Genomic DNA, 21,187 nt, shown 5'->3' with positions numbered 1-21,187 from the left:
AAGATATAATTATTGCATAACAGTGCAACATTGACTAACTTTGCAGCAAGAACGATTGTTTACCGCTGGTTTACCGATACGTTCTTAATAGAGTTCATTAACAGGTTTACGAACGCTTAGAAGGTCTTGTAGCTCAGTTGGTTACACACGATAAATCCGCAGGATTTGTCGTGCTTGGCAACAGACTCATAATCTGGAGGTCCCTGGTTCAAGCCCAGGCTGGTCCACGAAAAGAAAAGGTTGCAACGAAGTGGTTGCAACCTTTTTTGTTAAAAAGGACTCCGTTTATGACACTGACCGAAGAAACCCTCCGATTCATCACTGCACACCGCCACGACGATGTACGCTCACTGGCCCTGCAGGCAGGCAAGCATCCGCTCGTCGACATGCCTGCCGCACTGACACAGATTGCAGGCAGGCAAACGGCCGAAAGCAAGATTCCGACCTGGGCTGCGACGGAGGGAATCCTCTATCCGCCCCATCTGTCCATGGAACAATGCTCGTCGGAAGTGACAGCCCGCTACAAGGCTTCAGTCGTAGTCGGACATGAAGGCCTGCACAATACGCTGGCCGACCTGACCGGCGGTTTCGGCATCGACTTCTCCTTCCTGGCCCCCCACTTCGAACAAGCTACCTATGTAGAACGGCAAGAGGTACTGTGCGAAGTGGCCCGACACAACTTTCCCCTACTAGGATTGGAACACATCCGCATCGAGCAGGCCGACGGCGTGGATTACCTGCGACGGATGCAACCCGTGGACTGGCTCTTCCTTGATCCTGCCCGACGCGACGGCCACGGAAGCAAAAACGTCGCCATCGCCGACTGCGAGCCCGATGTCTCAACACTCGAATCTTTGTTGCTGGAAAAAGCTGGACGAGTGCTGGTCAAACTCTCGCCCATGCTCGACCTGGCCCAAGCCCTCCACACGCTGACACATGTCACCGAAGCCCATCTCGTCTCCGCAGGCAATGAATGCAAAGAATTGTTGCTCCTGCTTGAACAAGGAAAGGACTTGCAACCCGATGACGTACCCATCCATTGCATCAACCTTCCCACAGACCAGCCTGCCATTGTCTTCACCCGCCGCACGGAACAGGAAGCACCCTGTCCCTACACGACAACACTCCATACGTATTTATATGAACCAAACGCCTCACTACTCAAAGCCGGCGCTTTCCGCAGCCTGACCCATATATATAAGGTAGAGAAGCTTCATCCCAACAGCCACCTCTATACCTCAGACGAAGCGTTGCCCCATTTCCCCGGCCGCGCGTTCCACATAGACAGCTGGTGTGGATTCGGCAAACGCGAAGTAAAAGAACTGCTCGGCGATGTACAAAAAGCCAATCTGACTGTCCGCAACTTTCCCGCAAGCGTGGCTGAACTGCGCAAACGGTTCAAGCTGGCCGAAGGTGGAAATGTGTATCTTTTTGCCACCACACTGGCTGATGACAGGAAAGTCCTTATCCGATGCAGCAAGCTCTAAATGCATCTCTCCTCCTTTTGTAACTTCGTTGCAACATTTTTGTTACGTTCTCTTCAAAAGCCTGTAAAGATTGCGTAACGGCATGCCTGTACTTTTGCGGCAAAATAATCACAGTAAAAACAGGTATGAAACAGATTGTAAAAGGATTGATTTGTTCTTTTCTATTTTTGACCGCGACTGCCATCACACTGATGGCTGATGAAACTGCAAACGAGGCTAAAGGAGCTATCCGAGGCCGTATTATCGACAACACCAAGCAAACGCTTCCGGGTGCTTCCATCTACATTGAAAAACTGCACACTGGCGTCACGAGCGACGTCAACGGTTTTTATACTTTTTCCAATCTTGATCCAGGAACTTATACAATCAAAGTTACCTACGTAGGCTATTCACCCGTAGAACTGAAGATTACGGTTCCCCAAGGCAAGACGCTGGACAAGGATGTCGTCATGAACGAAGGTGTCGAATTGCAGGAAGTCGTTGTAGGCGGCGCCTTCCAAGGGCAGCGCCGTGCCATCAACTCCCAACGCACCAGCCTGGGCATCACCAACGTAGTTTCGGCTGACCAGGTTGGCAAATTTCCTGACTCGAACATCGGCGATGCCCTGAAACGCATCAGCGGCATCAACGTGCAGTACGACCAGGGTGAAGCCCGCTTCGGACAGGTACGTGGCACAAGCGCCGACCTCAGTTCAGTCACCATCAACGGCAACCGCATTCCTTCGGCCGAAGGCGACACGCGCAACGTTCAGCTCGACCTCATCCCCGCCGACATGATCCAGACCATTGAGGTAAACAAAGTGGTAACCCCTGACATGGATGCCGACGCCATCGGCGGCAGCATCAACCTCGTCACCAAAAACTCGCCCTACAAACGTACCATTGCTGCCACGGCCGGAACAGGTTACAACTGGGTCAGCGGCAAAGCAGCCCTCAACCTGGGCTTCACTTACGGCGACCGTTTCTTCAACGACAAACTGGGTGTGATGCTCTCCGCTTCCTACCAGAATAACCCTGCGGGCAGCGATGACGTGGAGATGGCCTACGAGCGGAACGAAAACGGCGAAGTAGTCATCGATGAATATGAAATGCGCCAATACTACGTGACCCGCGAACGCCAAAGTTACTCATTGGCCTTGGATTGGGAAATCAATGCCAATCATAAAATTGATTTCAAGGGAATCTTCAACAATCGCAACGACTGGGAAAACCGTTACCGCACCACTTACAAGTGGGATGACGACACTGCCAACGAATACGAAGTGATTTACCAAACCAAAGGCGGTACGCCCAACAACCGCAATGCCCGCCTGGAGCGTCAGCGCACCATGGACTTCACCCTCGGAGGCGAACACCTCTTCGGCAAGCTGGAAATGGACTGGAAAGCGTCTTATGCACAAGCCGGCGAGCAACGCCCCAACGAACGTTATATCGGCTTCAACCGTGAAGGAGTGGCCATGAACACCGATTGGAGTGACATCCGCCGTCCCTACATGTCGGCTCTGAATGCAGACGATCTTGTCATGAATGCCGACGATTACGGTCTGGACGAGCTGGACGAGAGTTTCGAAGATATCAAAGAGAAAGACCTGAAATTCAGCCTCAACTTCGAATTACCACTGGCTAAAGGCAAATTTGGCAACAAATTGAAATTCGGAGCCAAGGTTGTCGACAAGGACAAGAAGAAAGACATTACCTTCTACGACTACGAACCCACCGATGATTACGAAAGTACCTTCATGACCGATGCCCTCAACCATCTACAGAACCAGAACCGAGACGGCTATATGGCCGGCGACCGCTACAAAGTGGGCGACGCCTTCACCAAAGAATACCTCGGCAGTCTGCCTTTCAGCGACAGCAGCAAATTTACAGGTGAGGAAAATCTGGAAGAAGAAGGCGGTAACTACAAGGCACACGAAACCGTCAGTGCCGGATACATCCGCTTCGACCAGCAGTTGGGCAAGCGTTGGAACCTGATGGCCGGTGTCCGCCTGGAAAACACCCATCTGAAATACAGTGGCTGGGTATACACAGAGAAAGACAAAGATCAAGGTATCAAGGAAAGTCTGGACCCGACAGGCGACTACACAGACAGCTACATCAATGTACTTCCCTCCGTATTGTTGAAATACGATGTCAATGACGACCTCAAGCTTCGTGCTTCGTTTACCAACACCATCGCCCGCCCCAAGTACTCCAACCTGATTCCGAATGTGGTAGTGAAGAGCAGCGATAACGAACTGGAAATGGGTAACCCCAATCTGACTCCGACCCTGTCGTACAACTTCGACCTCAGTGCCGAATACTATTTCAAAAGTATCGGACTGGTCAGTACAGGACTTTTCTACAAGAAAATCAATGACTTCATCGTTGACCAGCGTATCACCAACTACACCTACAACAACCATACTTACGATGTCCTGACCCAACCCCGCAATGCAGGCGATGCCGACGTACTGGGCGTGGAATTGGCCTACCAGCGTGACTTCGGCTTCATTGCCTCCGCACTGAAGTGCATCGGCTTCTACGGCAATTATACCTACACTTATAGCAAAGTGAAGAATTTCAACTTCGAGGGCCGTGAAAATGAAGATCTCCGCATGCCCGGCTCGCCCGAGCACACCGCCAACGCTTCACTTTACTTCGACAAAGCGGGCTTTAATGTTCGTTTAAGTTATAACTTTGCGAGCGAATTCATCGACGAAGTGGGCGAGGAAGCCTTCTACGACCGCTACTACGATAAAGTCAACTATCTGGATGTAAATGCCAGCTACACTTTCGGCAAAAAGTTCAAAACGACCTTCTATGCCGAAGCGACTAATCTGCTGAACCAACCCCTGCGTTACTATCAGGGCACTCCCGACCGTTCCATGCAGGCTGAATACTATGGCGTACGCGTCAATGCAGGATTTAAAATCAACTTTTAAAGTAAGAAACACGTTTAAATAAAAAGAAATATATGAATATGAAAAGACTCTTTCTGCTGCTGACCGTCATTCTGCTAGGTCAGTGGGCCGCTGCCCAAAACAAAATAGACTACTCTGTCTATGACGACAAATTCAATATCTATGTGGCCAACGACCTGGGACGCAACGGGTATTACGACCAAAAGCCTATTGCCGAACTGATGGGTACAATGGCTGAAGAAGTAGCCCCTGAATTCGTAATTGCTGCCGGAGACGTCCACCACTTCGAAGGGGTACGTTCGGTCAACGATCCATTGTGGATGACCAATTACGAACTGATTTACAGCCACCCTGAACTGATGATTGACTGGTATCCCATCTTTGGCAATCATGAATACCGCGGCTCGACACAAGCCGTACTCGACTACACCCGCGTGAGCCGTCGCTGGGAGATGCCTGCCCGCTACTACACCAAAGACTTCAGCGAAGAAGGTACTACGGTACGCATCGTATGGCTGGACACCACTCCCCTCATTGACAAGTACCGCCAGGAAAACGACAAATACCCCGATGCCTGCCAGCAGAACATCGATGACCAACTGCAATGGTTGGACGGAGTATTGGCTGCCGCCAAGGAAGACTGGGTCATCGTAGTGGGACACCATCCTATCTACGCCGAAACGCCGAAAGATGAAATAGAGCGCCAGAACATGCAACAGCGTGTAGACCCCATCCTGCGCCGTCATCATGTGGACATGTACGTCTGCGGCCACATCCACAATTTCCAGCATGTACGTGTCAAAGGCAGCGACATCGACTACGTGACCAACTCCAGCGGTTCTCTCAGCCGCAAAGTAAACCCTATAGAAGGTACCGTATTTTGCAGTCCCGAACCAGGATTCTCCATCATATCGGCGACTCCCAAAACTCTGGAGCTCCGCATGATTGACAAGACGGGCAAGGTGCTGCATACCGTGACACGCATCAAGTGACGCAAGATACAAAGATACCCAACAAGTGGTTAATGACCGATCTGTCATCTGGTCATTAACCACTTATTTAACGTGAGTTCGAAATAAGAATCAGAAGATAGCCAGTTGCCCGTCATTGATAAAGTTCACATCAATGGCGGGCTTCTTCTCAAAAAAACAGTATGCCGCGATAGCAGACAGCGTATTTGCAATGAAGTTATTGAATGAACGGTGTCTGGAATGCTCTATCTGCGCAATGTTCTTCAGTTCGTCATTGACCGTTTCAATCAAGGCTCTTTTTCTGAGCAGGATCTTGTCGGCGATGCTCATCAGTGAATTTTTCATATTGTTTTTGACCTTGGTGACAAGTTGTATGCCGTTAAGGAAAAGATTCTCGAACAGAGCCTGGCCAATATATCCTTTGTCGGCACATAATTTCCCCTTTATGTTTTCCAGGAACCGGCCTTGCTTCAGAGGCTCGCGGTCATCCACGTTTCCGGGAGTGAGCATGAAATTCAGGATTTCGCCCTTGTCATTGATTATCAGGTGCAATTTGAATCCGAAGAACCAACCCATGGAACTTCTCCCACGCTCGGCAAGCCCCTCAAATGTTTTGTGAATCAATATACGTTGGTTGCGACAGACACGCAGGACTGTAGAATCGACAAAACTGATGCCGGTACATGTCCCCAACAGGACTTTCTTGATGAAAATGGTCAGGGGGAGCAGTAATTCCTTCTCCAGTTCCACAAAACGGTTATAGGAAACCTGTCTCGGGAAAAGGTGCTTCAGATGTTTGCAGACATATTCCTTGTAATAATGCTTGAAGCAGCGGAAACCGCCCGAGTGAAACAGGATAAGAATCACCATAATCTCTGCATCGCTCATACGGTTAGGCTTGTTACGATGTCTAGCCTTCTTGTCTTCAATCATATATTTTTCTTGTTGCAACGCAAATTCCTTGCAAAAATCATCGGCCATACAATAAATTTCCGTAAATCTGTATAAGGAATATAGCTATTTGATATTAAACGAGTTAGAAGGATTACCTTATTTTGGGGTAATGATTTGGCAACCGTCTTAATTGCTGTGTTCTGCTTTACTTTACGTATCGATAACTCTTATACTACAAAAATAATACAATTTTCAATACCAAGCCAATATTACCAAATAAAATTTTGTACCTTTGTCAAATTCAGACAAAAACGGCATATATGAACCGAATAAAAGAGGTATTAGATGCTAAGGGCATTAGTCAAACGGAATTGGCAAACAGGCTTGGAAAGACTTTCAATATGGTCAATCTATATGCTACGAACAAGGTGCAACCTCCCATTCCTGTTTTATATCAGATAGCAAACATTCTGAATATTGATGTAAGGGATTTACTTGTGCCTAACCAAATTAAAGAAGACTATATAAATGGCGAAAAAAGAGATTAAAACAGACTTTTGGGTGTATGGGCTATTGCAAGAAGCAGGTTTAAATTTGACACCGCAAGGTTGTGATATAAAAGAAGTTGACGAAGCGTTGAAAACTGCTTCAAAAGCGCAAACAGGAAACGTTGGTTATCCTGAATATTGTGGAATAGTAAAAGATTTTTTGCTTGTAATAGAAGATAAAGCAACACTTGAAAAGCATATTGTCAGAAATGACAAAAAATTAATATCACAAGATGTTAAAAGTGTAAAAGACTATGCAGTCAATGGCGCTTTGTTCTATGGACTTCATTTAGCTGCACACACTTCTTTTCATAAGGTACTTGCATTTGGTGTATCAGGTAATGAGAAACGACATCGGATAACTCCTATTTTTATAAATGAACGTGGAGATTATCAGGAACTTTCTGATGTGGAAACCTTTATTTCGTTCAATGAAAACAATATAGACGAGTTTTATTTGAAAGAAATCCTGAAAGAAGAAACAGATGTAGAAAAGACAACGGCTGAAATACTCAAAGATGCAGAGAAACTACATAATGATTTGCGGAATTACGGAAATCTGACAACAGAACAAAAACCGTTGATTGTTTCTGGGATTATGTTGGCATTAAGAGAAATAGAATACAAAACATTTTCTATTGATTCTCTTATTGGAGATAATGTAAAAACTGATGGACAAAAGATTTACGAAGCGATAAGAAGTAACTTGCAGCGGGCTAATGTAACACCTGATACAAAACGAGATAAGCTATTGAGTCAATTTGCTGTTATAAAAGATACGCCGAAAATCAATGAAAAAAATGATACTTTAGGTAAGACACCATTAAGACATTACACAGAGTTTCTTTACAATAGTATCTATAAGAATATACGTTACCAAAACTCAGCAGAAGACTATTTAGGACGTTTCTATGGAGAATTTATGTCATATTCAGGTGGGGATGGGCAGACATTAGGTATTGTTCTTACTCCAAAACATATTACAGAATTGTTTTGCGAATTGATAGATTTGAAAGTTGATGACAAAGTCCTTGATCCTTGTTGCGGTACTGCAGGTTTCCTTATTGCTGCCATGCACAAGATGGTTAAGCAAGCAGAAGATGAAACTCAGAGAAGACATATAAAACGTGACCAGTTATTTGGTATTGAATTACAACCTTATATGTTCACTATAGCCACAACCAATATGATACTTCGAGGAGATGGTAAAAGTAATTTGCATAATTGGGACTTTTTAAAGCATAATCCAAGCCAATTACAATTGAAAGGATGTACTGTGGGTATGATGAACCCACCTTATTCACAAGGTTCAAAGAGTAATCCAGATTTATATGAAATCAGTTTTACGGAACATTTGCTTGAATCATTAGTTGAGGGGGCAAGGGCTATTGTAATAGTTCCCCAATCTTCAGTAACGGGAAAGAGTAAAGAGGAACAGAATATCAAAAACAACATACTCAAACATCATACGTTGGAAGGTGTTATCACACTCAACAAAAATACGTTCTACGGCGTAGGAACAAATCCATGTATTGCTGTATTTACTGCTGGCATACCTCATGACAAAAACCATAAATGTAAATTCATCAATTTCGAGGATGACGGGTTTGTTGTAAGCAAGCATATCGGACTGGAAGAAACTGCCTGTGCTAAAGATAAGCGTCAACATTTGCTTGACGTGTGGTTCGGACGCATAGAGGCTGAAACAAAATTCTGTGTGGAAACCACTATAGAGGCAGAGGATGAATGGTTGCATGCGTTCTACTATTTCAATGATGAAATCCCTACGGAGAAAGACTTTGAGAATACAATGGCTGATTATTTGACCTTTGAATTTAATATGATTACTCATGGTAGAGGATATTTGTTTGAAGATATAAAAGATGGAGAAAATAATGAATAATCTTTCTTTAGATTCCCGGAATTGGGATGCATTCTTTATAGAGGATGTCGCTGAAATACTTTCAGGACGAGATATTTATGAAAGGGAACGTTTAGATGGACTTATACCATATATTACAGCAACTGCAAATAATAATGGTATAGGATACTTTGTTGCAAATAGTAATGAAACGCTTGAAAGTAATTGTCTTTCGGTAAACAGAAATGGTTCTGTTGGTTATTGTTTTTACCATCCATATAAGGCTTTATATGGGAATGATACACGGAAGTTACGCCCTAAAAAGAATAATAAATACATTTCTTTATTTATCTCCTTGTGTATTACAAAACAACGAGAAAAATATGGATATGGTTATAAAATGGGAACGGGACGTTTGAAAAGGCAACGAATATTACTTCCCATTGATGAAAATAACAATCCCGATTGGCAATTCATGGAGGATTATATGAAAGCCAAAGAACAACAAATCTTAAAACCAACAATAGAGAAATTATGCAAATACTTGATAATCAACGAAATAATAACGGGGGGGGTAAATTATCTCATGCCCATTGGAAAGCATTTTATTTCACAGAAGTATTCACGGAAATACAGCGAGGCAAACGGCTTAAAAAAGCCGATCACTCAGAGGGAAGAACTCCATACATCTCGGCAACCGCTCTCAACAATGGTGTGGATGGATTTGTTGGAAACGAAAGCGGCGTAAGAAAATTTTCTAATTGTTTGACTGTAGCTAATAGCGGTAGCGTAGGGAGTGCATTCTTTCATCAATATGAATTTGTAGCAAGTGACCATGTTACTCAATTGAAAAGAGAAGGATTAGATAAATACGCCTATCTTTTTATGTTACCGCTTATAAATCGCTTATCGGAGAAATATAGTTTTAACAGAGAAATAAATGACAACAGAATAAAAAGAGAAAAGTTAATACTTCCTGCAACTCAAACCGGAGAAATAGACTTTGCCTTTATGTCTTCCTTTATGAAGGAGATTGAACAAGACATCCTCAAAACTACGTTGAAAACCTTTAAGGATAGGATGAGTGTTAACAAATGTAAAATGGGGGGGGGTAATTTGGAAACACTTCCTCATTCGTGACTTATTCCCTATTCTTGTACCAGGCAAGTCAAAAGGGCTTAATCATATCGAAAAAGTTGAAAACGGCATTAGTTATCTTGGAGCAACCAATCAGAACAATGGAGTGCTTTGCTTTGTTACAGCTAATAAAGATTTGGTACAAAAAGGAAATTGTATAGCTTTTATCCGAAACGGAGAAGGTTCTATGGGATATTCAGTTTATAAAGCAGAAGATTTTATAGCGACTTCGGATATGACATTGGGGTACAATGAGAATCTTAATAAATATATTGGTACGTTTATCACTACTGTAGCAGACCGCATAAGGGGAAAATACAATTTTGGTTACAAAAGAAGTGCTACACGTTTAGCAAAAGAGGTTCTTACTCTTCCTGTGGATGAAAACGGCAATCCTTATTGGGAATATATGGAGAATTATATGCGACGTATTGAAAACGAACAGATATTTAACTACTTCAAGACTTTAGGACTTACTTTATAAGCGAGACCAATGGGAGAATAGTAAAAAGGCAGTATACCTCAACGTCTACTATTTCCCATTGATATTGTTTATAATTCCATACCCTTACCCTTTTTGAGTGGTGCAACTGTTCTGCGTACGGAAGAAAACAATTTATTAAATTGTTCTTTGAACCACTCTCCAATAGGTTTTCCTTCGATACAAAGTACAAGTTTTGACTTGTCTTTCGGGGCTTTTACAACTTGGAAACCTGCGTTTTCTGTCTTGAACTTTCGGTTATGTTCCTCCGAATAGAGTTCGCCTTCGTAGAACAGCGGCTTTCCGCTGATGAGCGTGGCGGTCTGTCTTTCGTTGAAACCGACTTTGAGGCAGAACTTCTCCATGTACACCAACTCTTGGAACAGCGGGAACCACTTCTTGGCTTTCTGGATGATTGATTTCAGGAATGACACTTCTTCTTGGTGTGCCGTTTCTTTATCTGCCATCTCCCTGCGGTGCTTGACTTGCAATTCCATAAGTTGGCGGTTATGTTCCTCTTGCTGCCGCTGCATCTGCTGTTGCAACAACTTGATGCTCTCATCACGGGCGGCGACCTCGCCTTGCAGGGTGCGGTTGTTGGCTTCCAGCTCTTTCAATTTACCACCGCCCAAAAGAGAACCGACCTTTGCCACGAATGCGGCTTTCGCTTCCGTCTTGGCAGCTTCCAGTTTCTCCGACTTGACCTCCTGCCTTACCTCGTCAAGTTGTTGCTCTGCCTGTTGCTGCTCAGTCTGTAACTGTTGCACATTGGCTTCGAGTTCACTCGTCTGTCGTACCAAATCACGGTAGTATTGGGCTGTTGTCGTATGCCGTGCTTCCGAGCCACGTACGCCACGTTGCAAACCGTATTTTTCCATTACTCTTGCGTAACTGTCGTGATAGGCAACGAGTTTCTCACGTGTCAGCACATCATCGGCACACAGGCGCACGGTATTGGCTTTCTTGCGGTAGGAGCGTTTACCTTCCGTCTGCTTTTTCTTGGCTTTCCTGCGCTCTCCTGTTACTATCGGTACGACCGTGGCATGAATGTGCGGTGTGTGCTCATCCATGTGCAGGACTGCCGAAACGGTATTTTCCTTGCCGAAGGTACGGTGCAGCCATTGAAGGTTGTCATCACACCATTCGTCAAGTCTGCCCTCGTCCTGTATTTTCATCATATCCTCGTGCGTACCCGAAAGCACGATTCTGATTGCCCGCACTTGGTCTGGAGTTATCTTCCGCTTGATGCCAGCTGTGCGGATGCGGTGGCTTATCGCTTCGGTACGGTCGGACACTCCATCAGGGAACTCCACCAGTTCACGGTTGAGATGTGTACGTGTAGGGTCTGCGTTCTTGGGTGTGGTCTTACGTTCTATGTGGTCGGATGCGCCCGTGTCAGCCGAGCCTTTCGCTTTGTTGATTTGAATGCTTATATATCCCATGCTTATTTTTCGTTTTCAGGTTTGACAATTTGGTTTGTTGGTTTCCGTCTGCTGCGGTCATGCCGCATGGCAAACGGGGGTGTCCAGAGGGGTGCAACCCCGCTGGCTCATTGGGGCGTTTTTAGCATTAGCGTCAGCGTTGCGTGAAGAAAACGCCCTAATGAGCTATGGCTTTTTTGTTTCCAAAAGCCTGTGAGAGTACCAGCGGTATAGGCAGACCTTTTCTTTTCATTGATATGATACGTCTTCCCTTGTCGGCTGGTCGGACAGCAAGCAGGTCGGATGTCCGACCAGCCTGCGGATAGTGGCATTTTCTTCCGTCCGTTTGTTCGATAGACTTGTTGGCGGATGAAAATCCGATGAATTGATGAGGTGATAGGATAATATACTGATAACCAAAATGATATGCATTCATCATCGTTTCATCAAATCGCTCGCCAAAAGAAAAGTGATGTAGAGTGCGATATGTCCTTCCTCTTTTCATCAGCCCGATTCTCTTGTTGAAAGGTTGATGAAGACGTAAGTTGCTGTTTCTCTTTATGTTTATATATACTTTCATCATCTCATCAAAATATCAGAATTTTTCCAGCTGTGTTTTGTTTACCGTGTAGTAACGTCCTATTCCCCTTATAGGTGAATAATGACAATCCCGATTTACAATCCTGTAGAGAGTTGTACCTACGCAAATGATTTTTTTCTTCATGTTCTTGATACAGGTTTTAGTGCTGCCTACATTCTGTCGGCAACGGGTTAAACATGGTTGCAAAGCTACGGAAGTGTCGGTAAAATCTTGATACGCAAATCTATGCGGAACGGCGCAAAATAGGTCATGCCAAAAGAAAATGCAGTATAAACGGGTTGCTCTTTCAGGTAAAAGGAGATAAAAAAGCCCGAAGTCGTGGAATATGCACGTCTTCGGGGATTGGTTGTTGCAGATAATTACAGATTGACTGACGCACTGATTTACGGATTTAATGACTTCATGTCGTCACTACGTCAGATTAAACCGTTAATCATCAAATGGCTGGACATTAAAAGTTCATGCTAACATTCATACGGCATCCTGTTATTCACTGACACCAGCAGGACTTGTTCCTTTTTTCGCCGGCACAATCTTTCCAGCAGGACATTGCGAATCATTGCGGCACCTGACGTGTCAATGCGGAAAGCGAGTGCCACCACCATCGGCAGGGCATACATGTCCGCATAATAGCCGTTGGGCAGCCTGATACGTTTTTCTGCTTCAAGTGGATTCAAAACTCCACACTTGTACACGGCACGGATGGCGGCACGGAGCGTCGGGGCGATTACCCCGAACAGTTCCACCAGCTCCATTTCATTCATCCATATATTACCTGTATCGGATGGTATGGTAATTCTACCATAGCTGTCCGTTGTGATTATTTCCCGTTTCATATCCCTGCCATTTTCACGTTTCCGAATGATTTGCTCAGTTTGTCGCTCAGCATCGTGAGGTCATTATCCAATTTCTGCACGGTTATCTTCGCATAGATTTGCGTGGTCTCAATGTTCGTATGCCCCAAAATACGGCTGACGCTCTCGATTGGCATCCCTTTGCTGAGAGCCAGGGTCGCAAACCCGTGCCTTGAGCAATGAAAGCTGATTTTCTTGGTGATGCCGCATTCCTTTATCATCTTTCCCATACGCTTGCATATTGACCAATAGTTGAGATTGGGAAATACAAGATTGTTTTCCTGAAAAGCCTTGTAACGCTCGATTATCTGCAAGGGAATATCCAGCAGCTTTACCTGAAACGGTACACCCGTCTTGTGTCGTTTGGAAATAATCCATTTCTCACCGTTCACTTCCACAATCTGGTCGTTGCTTAATTCCTTTATGTCCACGAATGACAGGGCAGTAAAACTGGCAAAAACAAAAATATCACGGAGATAGGAGTTCTTGGGGTCTTTGAACTGAAATTCCATCAATGTTTTCAGCTCATTCTCCGTTAGATATTCACGTTCTTTCGTGTTCGGGCTTATATGAAACTGGGCAAACGGATTCCTCGGTATATGTCCGTTGAAGTGTGCCCGCATCACCACACCTTTCAGCCACATGCAGTTTTCCCATATCGAGCCGTTGTGCAGTCCGGCTTCGTTGGAAAGGAACACGGCGAACTCCTTGATGAAGTCGGGCGTAAGTTCAGGCATGGAGATGTCGTTCCGCTTGTAATGTGACCTGATGAATGCCGCCACATGGTTTCTTGCCCGTACCCTTGCCGTATAGGTAGCCCTGACCCTGTCTTTTCCGACACGCTTCTTGAACACTTCATTTTCCTTATCGAAAGCACCGAGCAATGTTTCATACTCACCGCCCAATCCCTGATAGGCATTGCGTACCATTTCTGCCGTTACATACGCTTCACGGTCGGATATACGCTGGTAATGCTTGATGATTTGAGCCTTGATGTTGTCAAGCACAAGATTGGTTTCCCTCGCTTCCATACTCTTGCCCTTTGCCTTGTTCCCTTTGGCATCCCAAAGCTCTTTCGGGATAGTCCGTTTGCAGCTGAACTGTGCTACCGTTCCGTTGATTGTAACTCGTCCCATGATGGGGACAATTCCGTTCTTTTCCTTACTGCCGTTCACGTAGAACAGCACCTTGAATGTGCTTCTTGCCATACTCGTTTCTTTTTGGTTGCAAAACTATAAATCAACGAGTTACCTATTGATAAGCAAAGCTGCGCAGAACGCCGCAAAATGAAACAGGGACTGTTAAATCTGCACTTTCATCGGGTAATGATTAGGAAACCGTTCTTTTGCTTTAATCTGCTTTAAGACGGTTTTCAACTGTCTGCCCAACTTCTGCGTTTTTCTTCTAACTCCCTAATTATCAAATCCTGTTGCGTTAATCTGCTGCAATTCGGCGGATATTCCAGAGATTTTTTGTAATTTTAGACTCTGAGAACATAGCGGTAATCGTTTAAATGTTATAATTGAGTACTATAAATTTAATACTTTTATCGCTATGTTTCTAATTTTCAATGAGATATTTATTTACTTATATCGAATTCACGTTATTTATTGGTAATAAAATGAGGCTTCCGAACGGCTCCATTTAGAAAATTTTGTTTTTCGTTTGTCTCTGCTCGCGCCTTTCATTATCTTTGCGCCCTGAAACTCTATTACATATTCTGAAACATGGACATACTATTCCTTATCGGAGGACTCATCCTCATCCTGTTGGGTGCCAACGGATTGACTGATGGTGCCTCGGCCATAGCCAAACGTTTCCACATCCCCAACATCGTAATCGGACTCACCATTGTAGCTTTTGGTACTTCGGCACCCGAACTGGCCGTCAGTGTATCATCGGCCCTCAAAGGCAGTGCCGACATCGCCGTCGGCAACGTGGTGGGCAGCAACATCTTCAATGCACTGATGATTGTAGGTTGTACCGCCATGTTTGCTCCCATCGTCGTTCAACGAAACACCCTGCTCAAAGAAATACCACTTTGCATCCTGGCCTCCATCGCTTTGTTGGTCATGGGCAACGACAGGCTGCTGGACCATGCAGACGATAACGTCATCAGCATTACCGACGGCCTCATCCTACTCTGCTTCATGGCTATTTTCCTGAGCTATACATTTGCCATCGCCAAACAACCCCAGCCAATTCCTACAAACGAAGGGAATGCAGAAACCACCGCTATTGAAGAAGGTACAGAAATCAAGGATATGCCCCTGTGGCGTTCCATCCTCTACATTGTAGGTGGACTGGCAGGGCTTATCTATGGCGGACAGCTCTTTGTGGATGGTGCCAGTGGCATAGCCCGCTCACTGGGCGTCAGCGAATCGGTTATCGGCCTGACCCTTGTAGCAGGCGGGACCTCCCTGCCAGAACTGGCTACCAGCATTGTAGCTGCATTGAAGAAGAATCCCGAAATAGCCATTGGAAACGTGGTAGGCAGTAACTTGTTCAATATCTTTTTCGTACTGGGCTGTTCGGCCTCCATCACTCCGCTTCATCTGGCAGGCATCAACAACATCGACCTGCTGGTACTGGTAGGGTCCAGCATCCTACTGTGGATTTTCGGTGTTTTCTTCGGCAAACGAACCATTACACGCATCGAAGGAAGTATACTCATAGCCTGCTATATAGGTTATACAGTATGGCTCATCAGCAATGCCGGTTGACAATCATCACCGCGCATTCTTTATTCTTCATCCTTTATACTTCATTAAAAAACATTATCTTTGCCCCCACATAAAATAAAGAAGTTGAAAACATGGCTGTTACAATCAAGAAAGTTACCACAAAACGAGAGCTGAAGCGCTTCATCCGCTTCAACTACGAACTGTACAAAAACAACCCATACTCTGTTCCCGACTTGTTTGACGACATGCTTAACACGTTCAACAAACGAAAAAACGCGGCCTTCGAATTTTGTGAAGCCGAATACTTCATGGCTTACAAGGATGGAAAGCTGGTAGGACGCGTGGCAGCTATCATCAACCATAAGGCAAACCAGACATGGAACAAAAAGGATGTCCGTTTCGGATGGATTGACTTCACAGATGATGCAGAAGTATCTAAGGCCTTGATACAGGCTGTCGAACAATGGGGAAAAGAACGCGGCATGACCAACATCGTGGGGCCGCTTGGATTTACCGACATGGATGCCGAAGGCATGCTCATCGAAGGCTTCGACCAACTGGGAACCATGGCTACCATCTATAACTATCCCTATTATCCGAAGCATATGGAACAAATGGGCTTCGTGAAAGATGCCGACTGGGTAGAATATAAACTCTACGTTCCCGATGCCATTCCCGACAAACATCGCCGCATCGCTGACCTCATCCAACGGAAATACAACCTGAAAATAAAGAAATATACCTCAGGAAGAAAGATTGCCAAAGATTATGGCCAAGCCATCTTCAAACTGATCAACGAAGCCTACAGCCAGCTGTACGGCTACTCTGCCTTGTCACAACGACAGATAGACCAGTACGTCAAGATGTACTTGCCCATTCTCGACCTGCGCATGGTAACCCTTGTCACTGACCAAGATGACCAACTGATAGCCGTAGGTATCTCCATGCCCTCACTTTCCGAAGCTTTGCAGAAAGCACACGGACGCCTGCTTCCTTTCGGCTGGTACTACCTGCTGAAGGCTCTTTTCTTCAAACGCCGTGCCAAGATACTCGACTTGCTCCTTGTAGCCGTAAAGCCTGAATATCAGAACAAGGGCGTCAATGCCTTGCTGTTTACCGACCTCATCCCCGTCTACCAGCAACTGGGCTTTGAATACGCCGAAAGCAATCCCGAAATGGAACTGAACTCCAAAGTACAGGCACAATGGGACTACTTCCGTTCCGAACAACACAAGCGGCGACGTGCCTTCCGGAAAGCCATCGGATAAATGAATTCCAATAAATACAAAAAAATGTCCTCCATTGTCCCAATCTCGGCAATGGAGGACATTTTTTCCTGAATCATCCTTCCTGCCGCCCTCAATGACAGCAGGAAAGTGATGACAGAGTTTTACTTTTCAGAAGCAGCTTGCACTTTTTCTTCCACCACATCACTCATCCTATTACCCCGAACAACTACAGCCTTGATGCAGTCATTCTGATTGACCGTAAAAGGCATATCATATCGTAAAGAAGCCGTCGTGGGAACAGTTCCGTCAGTAGTATAATAAATTGGAGCATTATCGAATGTCTTCAAGGTAACAAGTGCCTTACCTTCTTCAGAGACTGGACTAATTTCGATGGCTGCTTCTTCGATATCTTCCCTATAATGATAGCCATACAAACGATAGATATCCAGCTGGTGACGCAAACGCTTTAAGAAACTATCCAAGTTCTTCTTGGCAGGATTCGTCCACTGCAGTTCACTCAATGCAGCAATACGCGGCATCATCTGCCACTCCATCTTCACACTATCTTTGGTCCATTCGGTCCAGATGCACCCCTGTGCACCAATAATATTTTTCTGTTCCTCGGAAGTCAGCACATCGGATACCGGCTCAAAATTATAAACTCTCTCCACACTCGCCACTCCCTTCAAGCGGTTATAGCCGGGATTGCTGAAATACAGATGGGTGATTGGACAGATAATCGTCTTATGCTGCAACTGGGCCGACTTGATACCGGCCTTCGGACTTGTCCAAGCCATGACGGTAGATGTCTTTGTGGGATTGCCCTCCAGGATTTCGTCCCAACCCATCATCTTGCGCCCACGGGCATTGATGACCTTTTCTACTTCGCCCATAAAATAAGCCTGAAGCTGATTCTCTTTCGTATGTTCGGGGGTAGACTTCAAACCCAATTCACGAATCTTTGCCTGACACTTGGGACATTCTCTCCAACGCACCTTAGGACACTCGTCTCCACCGATATGAATATATTCGGAAGGGAAAATATCCATGATTTCATTCAGAACATCTTTGGCAAACTGAAGGGTCTGCTCATTACCACCACACAACACTTCATCGAATACACCAAAACGAGTCGGTATCTCGTAAGGTCCGCCTGTACATCCCAACTCTGGATAAGATGCCAATGCGGCCATCATGTGACCCGGCATGTCAATCTCAGGTATGACGGTGATGAAACGCTCAGCAGCATAACGCACAATTTCCTTGGCCTCTTCCTGTGTATAGAATCCGCTGACCGGTACTCCGTCGTATTCATTGGATCCGGGCGCAGTAATGGTTTCCTTCCGATAGGAGCCGATTTCCGTCAGTTTGGGATATTTCTTAATTTCGATACGCCATCCCTGGTCCTCCGTCAGATGCCAATGGAAATAATTGATATTGTGCAGAGCAAGAATGTCGATAATCTCTTTCAGATAATCAACGGGAAAATAATGACGACCTACATCCACCATAAATCCACGATATCCGAAACGGGGATAATCCTTGACGGTACAAGCCGGCAAAGAGACAAGTGCCCTTCCGTCGGTAATGGGCAAGGCCTTGTGCAACGTCTGTATGCCGTAAAACACACCGACCTCCGTTGCGCCTTTCAGTACGATGCCGTCTTGTGCGACCTGCATTTCATAGCCTTCCTGATTGGATATGCTTTCATCCAAAACCAGCTGGATTTGATTCTTGCCCGATGAAGTGGTCACTTCCAAATCCAGACCACACATCTCCTTGACATACGAAGCCAAGAAGCGGGCTGTCCGTTCCATTTTTTCATTTCCGACCGGATAGCAAATGGCTGTAGACGGACGAAGGATAAAAGGAGCAGCCGTATCTCCTTCCACAATTTCCTGAGGAAGAGGAATGACATGAAAGTCACCCGTTTCGACCTTTCTGGCGGTACAACTGACCAGACACAACAGCAGCGCATAAACACACCACAGACTTACAACATTGATTTTTTTCATAAATATTATTATTTAAGCGAGTGGAAAACGACTTCCAACATCGCTGCAAAAATAATCTATTTTTTCCATATCAGTCAAGGATAAGACTTCTCATTTTCAAATCCTTTTACGAAAAAAGCAATGAACAAAGCCAACTATCCCACAGAAAATCGTAAATTTGCGCATTAAAACCTGCATGAAGGACATGGAAGAATTTACAGATAAAGACAATAGCTTACAACTGACAGACCAACCTGTGGCTTATACCGACGACAACATACGCCATCTGGACGACATGGAACACATCCGTGTCCGTTCGGGTATGTATATCGGCCGACTGGGCGACGGCTCGCAGAGTGACGACGGCATCTATGTGTTGCTCAAGGAGGTAATGGACAATTCGATAGACGAATTCAAGATGGGAGCCGGCAAGAAAATTGAGGTGAACATTGAAGATAACCTGCGTGTCAGTGTACGCGACTTCGGACGAGGCATTCCGCAAGGAAAACTCATCGAGGCCGTAAGCAAACTGAATACAGGCGGTAAATATGATTCCAAAGCCTTCAAGAAGAGTGTCGGTCTGAACGGAGTGGGTATCAAGGCCGTAAATGCCTTGAGCAGCCGCTTCGAGGTGCGCAGTTACCGCGATGGAAAAGTTCGTACCGCTATTTTTGAACGAGGAGTATTGAAGTCTGACACGACTGAAGACACTCAGGAAGAAACCGGGACCTATATTTTCTTTGAGCCCGACAATACGCTGTTTGTGGGCTACAGCTTCCAGAACCAGTTTGTAGAAACCCTGCTACGCAACTATACGTATCTGAACACGGGGCTGACTTTCGTCTACAACGGCCAGCGCATCGTTTCCCGTCACGGATTGGAGGACCTGCTGAAGGACAACATGACCAGCGAGGGACTCTACGACATTGTCCACCTGAAAGGAGAAGACATTGAAATAGCCTTCACGCATACCAACCAGTATGGTGAAGAATACTACTCCTTTGTCAACGGACAGCACACGACTCAGGGAGGTACGCACCAGACAGCTTTGAAAGAACACCTGGCCCGCACCATCAAGGAATTCTACAACAAGAACATGGACTATGCCGATATCCGCAACGGCCTGGTAGCTGCCATCGCCATCGATGTGGAAGAGCCTATGTTCGAAAGCCAGACAAAAACGAAATTGGGCTCCAACAACATGTGGCCGGCCAATCCGCAGGAGAACCAACCTGCCGGACCTACGGTAAACAAATATGTGGGCGACTTCATCAAAACTGAAGTGGACAACTTCCTGCACAAGAATCCTCTCGTGGCCGAAGTCATGCTTCAGAAGATACAAGACTCCGAAAAGGAACGCAAAGCCATCGCCGGAGTCACCAAACTGGCCCGTGAACGTGCCAAGAAGGCCAACCTGCACAACCGCAAGCTGCGCGATTGCCGCTACCACCTGAGCGACGGCAAAGGCAAAGAGCAGGAAGCCGATTCGTGCATCTTCATCACGGAGGGTGACTCGGCCAGCGGCTCCATCACCAAAAGCCGCGACGTCAATACTCAGGCCGTATTCTCCCTGCGCGGAAAACCGCTCAACTCTTACGGACTGACCAAAAAGGTCGTATACGAGAACGAGGAATTCAACCTGCTGCAAGCGGCCCTCAACATAGAGGACGGGCTCGACGGGCTGCGTTACAACAAAGTCATCGTAGCCACCGATGCCGATGTGGACGGCATGCACATCCGCCTGCTCATCATCACGTTCTTCCTTCAGTTCTTCCCCGACCTCATCAAGAAAGGGCACGTCTACATCCTGCAGACGCCCCTTTTCCGTGTGCGCAACAAGAAGAAGACCAACTACTGCTACACCGAAGACGAACGCCTCAAGTCCATTGACGAACTGGGTCCCAATCCAGAAATCACCCGATTCAAAGGTTTGGGAGAAATCTCACCCGACGAGTTCCGCCACTTCATCGGCAAGGACATGCGCCTCGAACAGGTCAGCCTGCGCAAGACGGATGCCGTCAAGGAGCTGCTCGAGTTCTACATGGGCAAGAACACCATGGAACGTCAGAGCTTCATCATAGACAATCTGGTAATCGAAGAAGACAGAATAAATTAG

General features: G+C 45.8%; 17 protein-coding genes and 1 tRNA gene. 12 read left to right on the top strand and 6 right to left on the bottom strand.

What is annotated here, in order from left to right:
* Positions 1 to 128: 128 nt before the first annotated feature.
* The 4 genes from BQ7483_RS15370 to BQ7483_RS15355 all read left to right on the top strand — a co-directional run bounded on the left by BQ7483_RS15370 (position 129) and on the right by BQ7483_RS15355 (position 5,388).
* Positions 129 to 227, top strand: a tRNA-Met gene (locus BQ7483_RS15370).
* A gap of 60 nt (positions 228 to 287) precedes the next feature.
* A complete protein-coding gene (locus tag BQ7483_RS15365) occupies positions 288 to 1,487 on the top strand; it encodes a THUMP-like domain-containing protein (protein ID WP_072546492.1) in 1,200 nt (399 codons plus the stop codon).
* A gap of 125 nt (positions 1,488 to 1,612) precedes the next feature.
* Positions 1,613 to 4,417, top strand: coding sequence for a TonB-dependent receptor (locus BQ7483_RS15360; protein WP_072546491.1), 2,805 nt, complete (start codon positions 1,613 to 1,615; stop codon positions 4,415 to 4,417).
* Between the two features lie 38 nt (positions 4,418 to 4,455).
* On the top strand, positions 4,456 to 5,388 hold the full coding sequence (locus BQ7483_RS15355; RefSeq protein WP_072546761.1) for a metallophosphoesterase: 933 nt from the start codon (positions 4,456 to 4,458) through the stop codon (positions 5,386 to 5,388).
* 90 nt (positions 5,389 to 5,478) lie between these two features.
* Here BQ7483_RS15355 and BQ7483_RS15350 read toward each other — a convergent pair whose 3' ends face one another.
* Positions 5,479 to 6,348, bottom strand: coding sequence for an IS982 family transposase (locus BQ7483_RS15350; protein WP_072546490.1), 870 nt, complete (start codon positions 6,346 to 6,348; stop codon positions 5,479 to 5,481).
* A 233-nt stretch (positions 6,349 to 6,581) separates the two neighbouring features.
* On the opposite strand from BQ7483_RS15350, the gene BQ7483_RS15345 reads away from it, so the two are divergent.
* The 5 genes from BQ7483_RS15345 to BQ7483_RS17635 are packed head-to-tail and all read left to right on the top strand — an operon-like array spanning position 6,582 to position 10,291.
* Complete coding sequence (locus tag BQ7483_RS15345) at positions 6,582 to 6,809, top strand: helix-turn-helix domain-containing protein (RefSeq protein WP_072543235.1); 228 nt, start codon at positions 6,582 to 6,584, stop codon at positions 6,807 to 6,809.
* Complete coding sequence (locus tag BQ7483_RS15340) at positions 6,790 to 8,712, top strand: HsdM family class I SAM-dependent methyltransferase (RefSeq protein ID WP_072543236.1); 1,923 nt, start codon at positions 6,790 to 6,792, stop codon at positions 8,710 to 8,712. The genes BQ7483_RS15345 and BQ7483_RS15340 overlap by 20 nt, the downstream gene beginning before the upstream one ends.
* A complete protein-coding gene (locus BQ7483_RS17940) occupies positions 8,693 to 9,418 on the top strand; it encodes a restriction endonuclease subunit S (protein WP_072543237.1) in 726 nt (241 codons plus the stop codon). Before BQ7483_RS15340 ends, BQ7483_RS17940 begins: the two co-directional genes overlap by 20 nt.
* On the top strand, positions 9,301 to 9,810 hold the full coding sequence (locus tag BQ7483_RS17370) for a restriction endonuclease subunit S (protein WP_235847399.1): 510 nt from the start codon (positions 9,301 to 9,303) through the stop codon (positions 9,808 to 9,810). The genes BQ7483_RS17940 and BQ7483_RS17370 overlap by 118 nt, the downstream gene beginning before the upstream one ends.
* The gene (locus BQ7483_RS17635; protein WP_139247674.1) at positions 9,755 to 10,291 is read left to right on the top strand and encodes a restriction endonuclease subunit S; all 537 of its coding nucleotides are present in this window, start codon (positions 9,755 to 9,757) and stop codon (positions 10,289 to 10,291) included. Before BQ7483_RS17370 ends, BQ7483_RS17635 begins: the two co-directional genes overlap by 56 nt.
* A gap of 68 nt (positions 10,292 to 10,359) precedes the next feature.
* Here the strand turns inward: BQ7483_RS17635 and mobV are convergent, their stop codons facing one another.
* The 4 genes from mobV to BQ7483_RS15310 all read right to left on the bottom strand — a co-directional run bounded on the left by mobV (position 10,360) and on the right by BQ7483_RS15310 (position 14,372).
* Positions 10,360 to 11,730, bottom strand: a complete 1,371-nt coding sequence (mobV, locus tag BQ7483_RS15325; RefSeq protein ID WP_072543239.1) for a MobV family relaxase — start codon at positions 11,728 to 11,730, stop codon at positions 10,360 to 10,362.
* Between the two features lie 157 nt (positions 11,731 to 11,887).
* A complete protein-coding gene (locus BQ7483_RS15320; protein ID WP_072543240.1) occupies positions 11,888 to 12,292 on the bottom strand; it encodes a hypothetical protein in 405 nt (134 codons plus the stop codon).
* 482 nt (positions 12,293 to 12,774) lie between these two features.
* Positions 12,775 to 13,146, bottom strand: a complete 372-nt coding sequence (locus BQ7483_RS15315) for a hypothetical protein (protein WP_022383915.1) — start codon at positions 13,144 to 13,146, stop codon at positions 12,775 to 12,777.
* Positions 13,143 to 14,372: a site-specific integrase gene (locus BQ7483_RS15310; RefSeq protein WP_072543241.1), complete on the bottom strand. Its 1,230-nt coding sequence runs from the start codon at positions 14,370 to 14,372 to the stop codon at positions 13,143 to 13,145. The genes BQ7483_RS15315 and BQ7483_RS15310 overlap by 4 nt, the downstream gene beginning before the upstream one ends.
* Positions 14,373 to 14,891: 519 nt before the next feature.
* Between BQ7483_RS15310 and BQ7483_RS15305 the strand changes: the two genes are divergently transcribed.
* Both BQ7483_RS15305 and BQ7483_RS15300 read left to right on the top strand, forming a co-directional pair.
* Positions 14,892 to 15,887, top strand: coding sequence for a calcium/sodium antiporter (locus tag BQ7483_RS15305; protein ID WP_072546488.1), 996 nt, complete (start codon positions 14,892 to 14,894; stop codon positions 15,885 to 15,887).
* A gap of 92 nt (positions 15,888 to 15,979) precedes the next feature.
* Positions 15,980 to 17,116 carry an N-acetyltransferase gene (locus BQ7483_RS15300; RefSeq protein ID WP_072546487.1) on the top strand — a complete coding sequence of 379 codons (1,137 nt, stop codon included), beginning with the start codon at positions 15,980 to 15,982 and terminating at the stop codon, positions 17,114 to 17,116.
* 122 nt (positions 17,117 to 17,238) lie between these two features.
* Here BQ7483_RS15300 and BQ7483_RS15295 read toward each other — a convergent pair whose 3' ends face one another.
* Positions 17,239 to 19,092 (bottom strand): beta-N-acetylhexosaminidase, encoded by a 1,854-nt coding sequence (locus BQ7483_RS15295; RefSeq protein ID WP_072546486.1) that lies wholly within the window; start codon positions 19,090 to 19,092, stop codon positions 17,239 to 17,241.
* 184 nt (positions 19,093 to 19,276) lie between these two features.
* On the opposite strand from BQ7483_RS15295, the gene BQ7483_RS15290 reads away from it, so the two are divergent.
* The gene (locus BQ7483_RS15290) at positions 19,277 to 21,187 is read left to right on the top strand and encodes a DNA topoisomerase IV subunit B (RefSeq protein WP_072546760.1); all 1,911 of its coding nucleotides are present in this window, start codon (positions 19,277 to 19,279) and stop codon (positions 21,185 to 21,187) included.

The organism is Mediterranea massiliensis (assembly GCF_900128475.1).
Lineage (GTDB): Bacteria > Bacteroidota > Bacteroidia > Bacteroidales > Bacteroidaceae > Bacteroides > Bacteroides massiliensis_E.
This window is presented reverse-complemented; position numbering and strand designations above follow the sequence as displayed.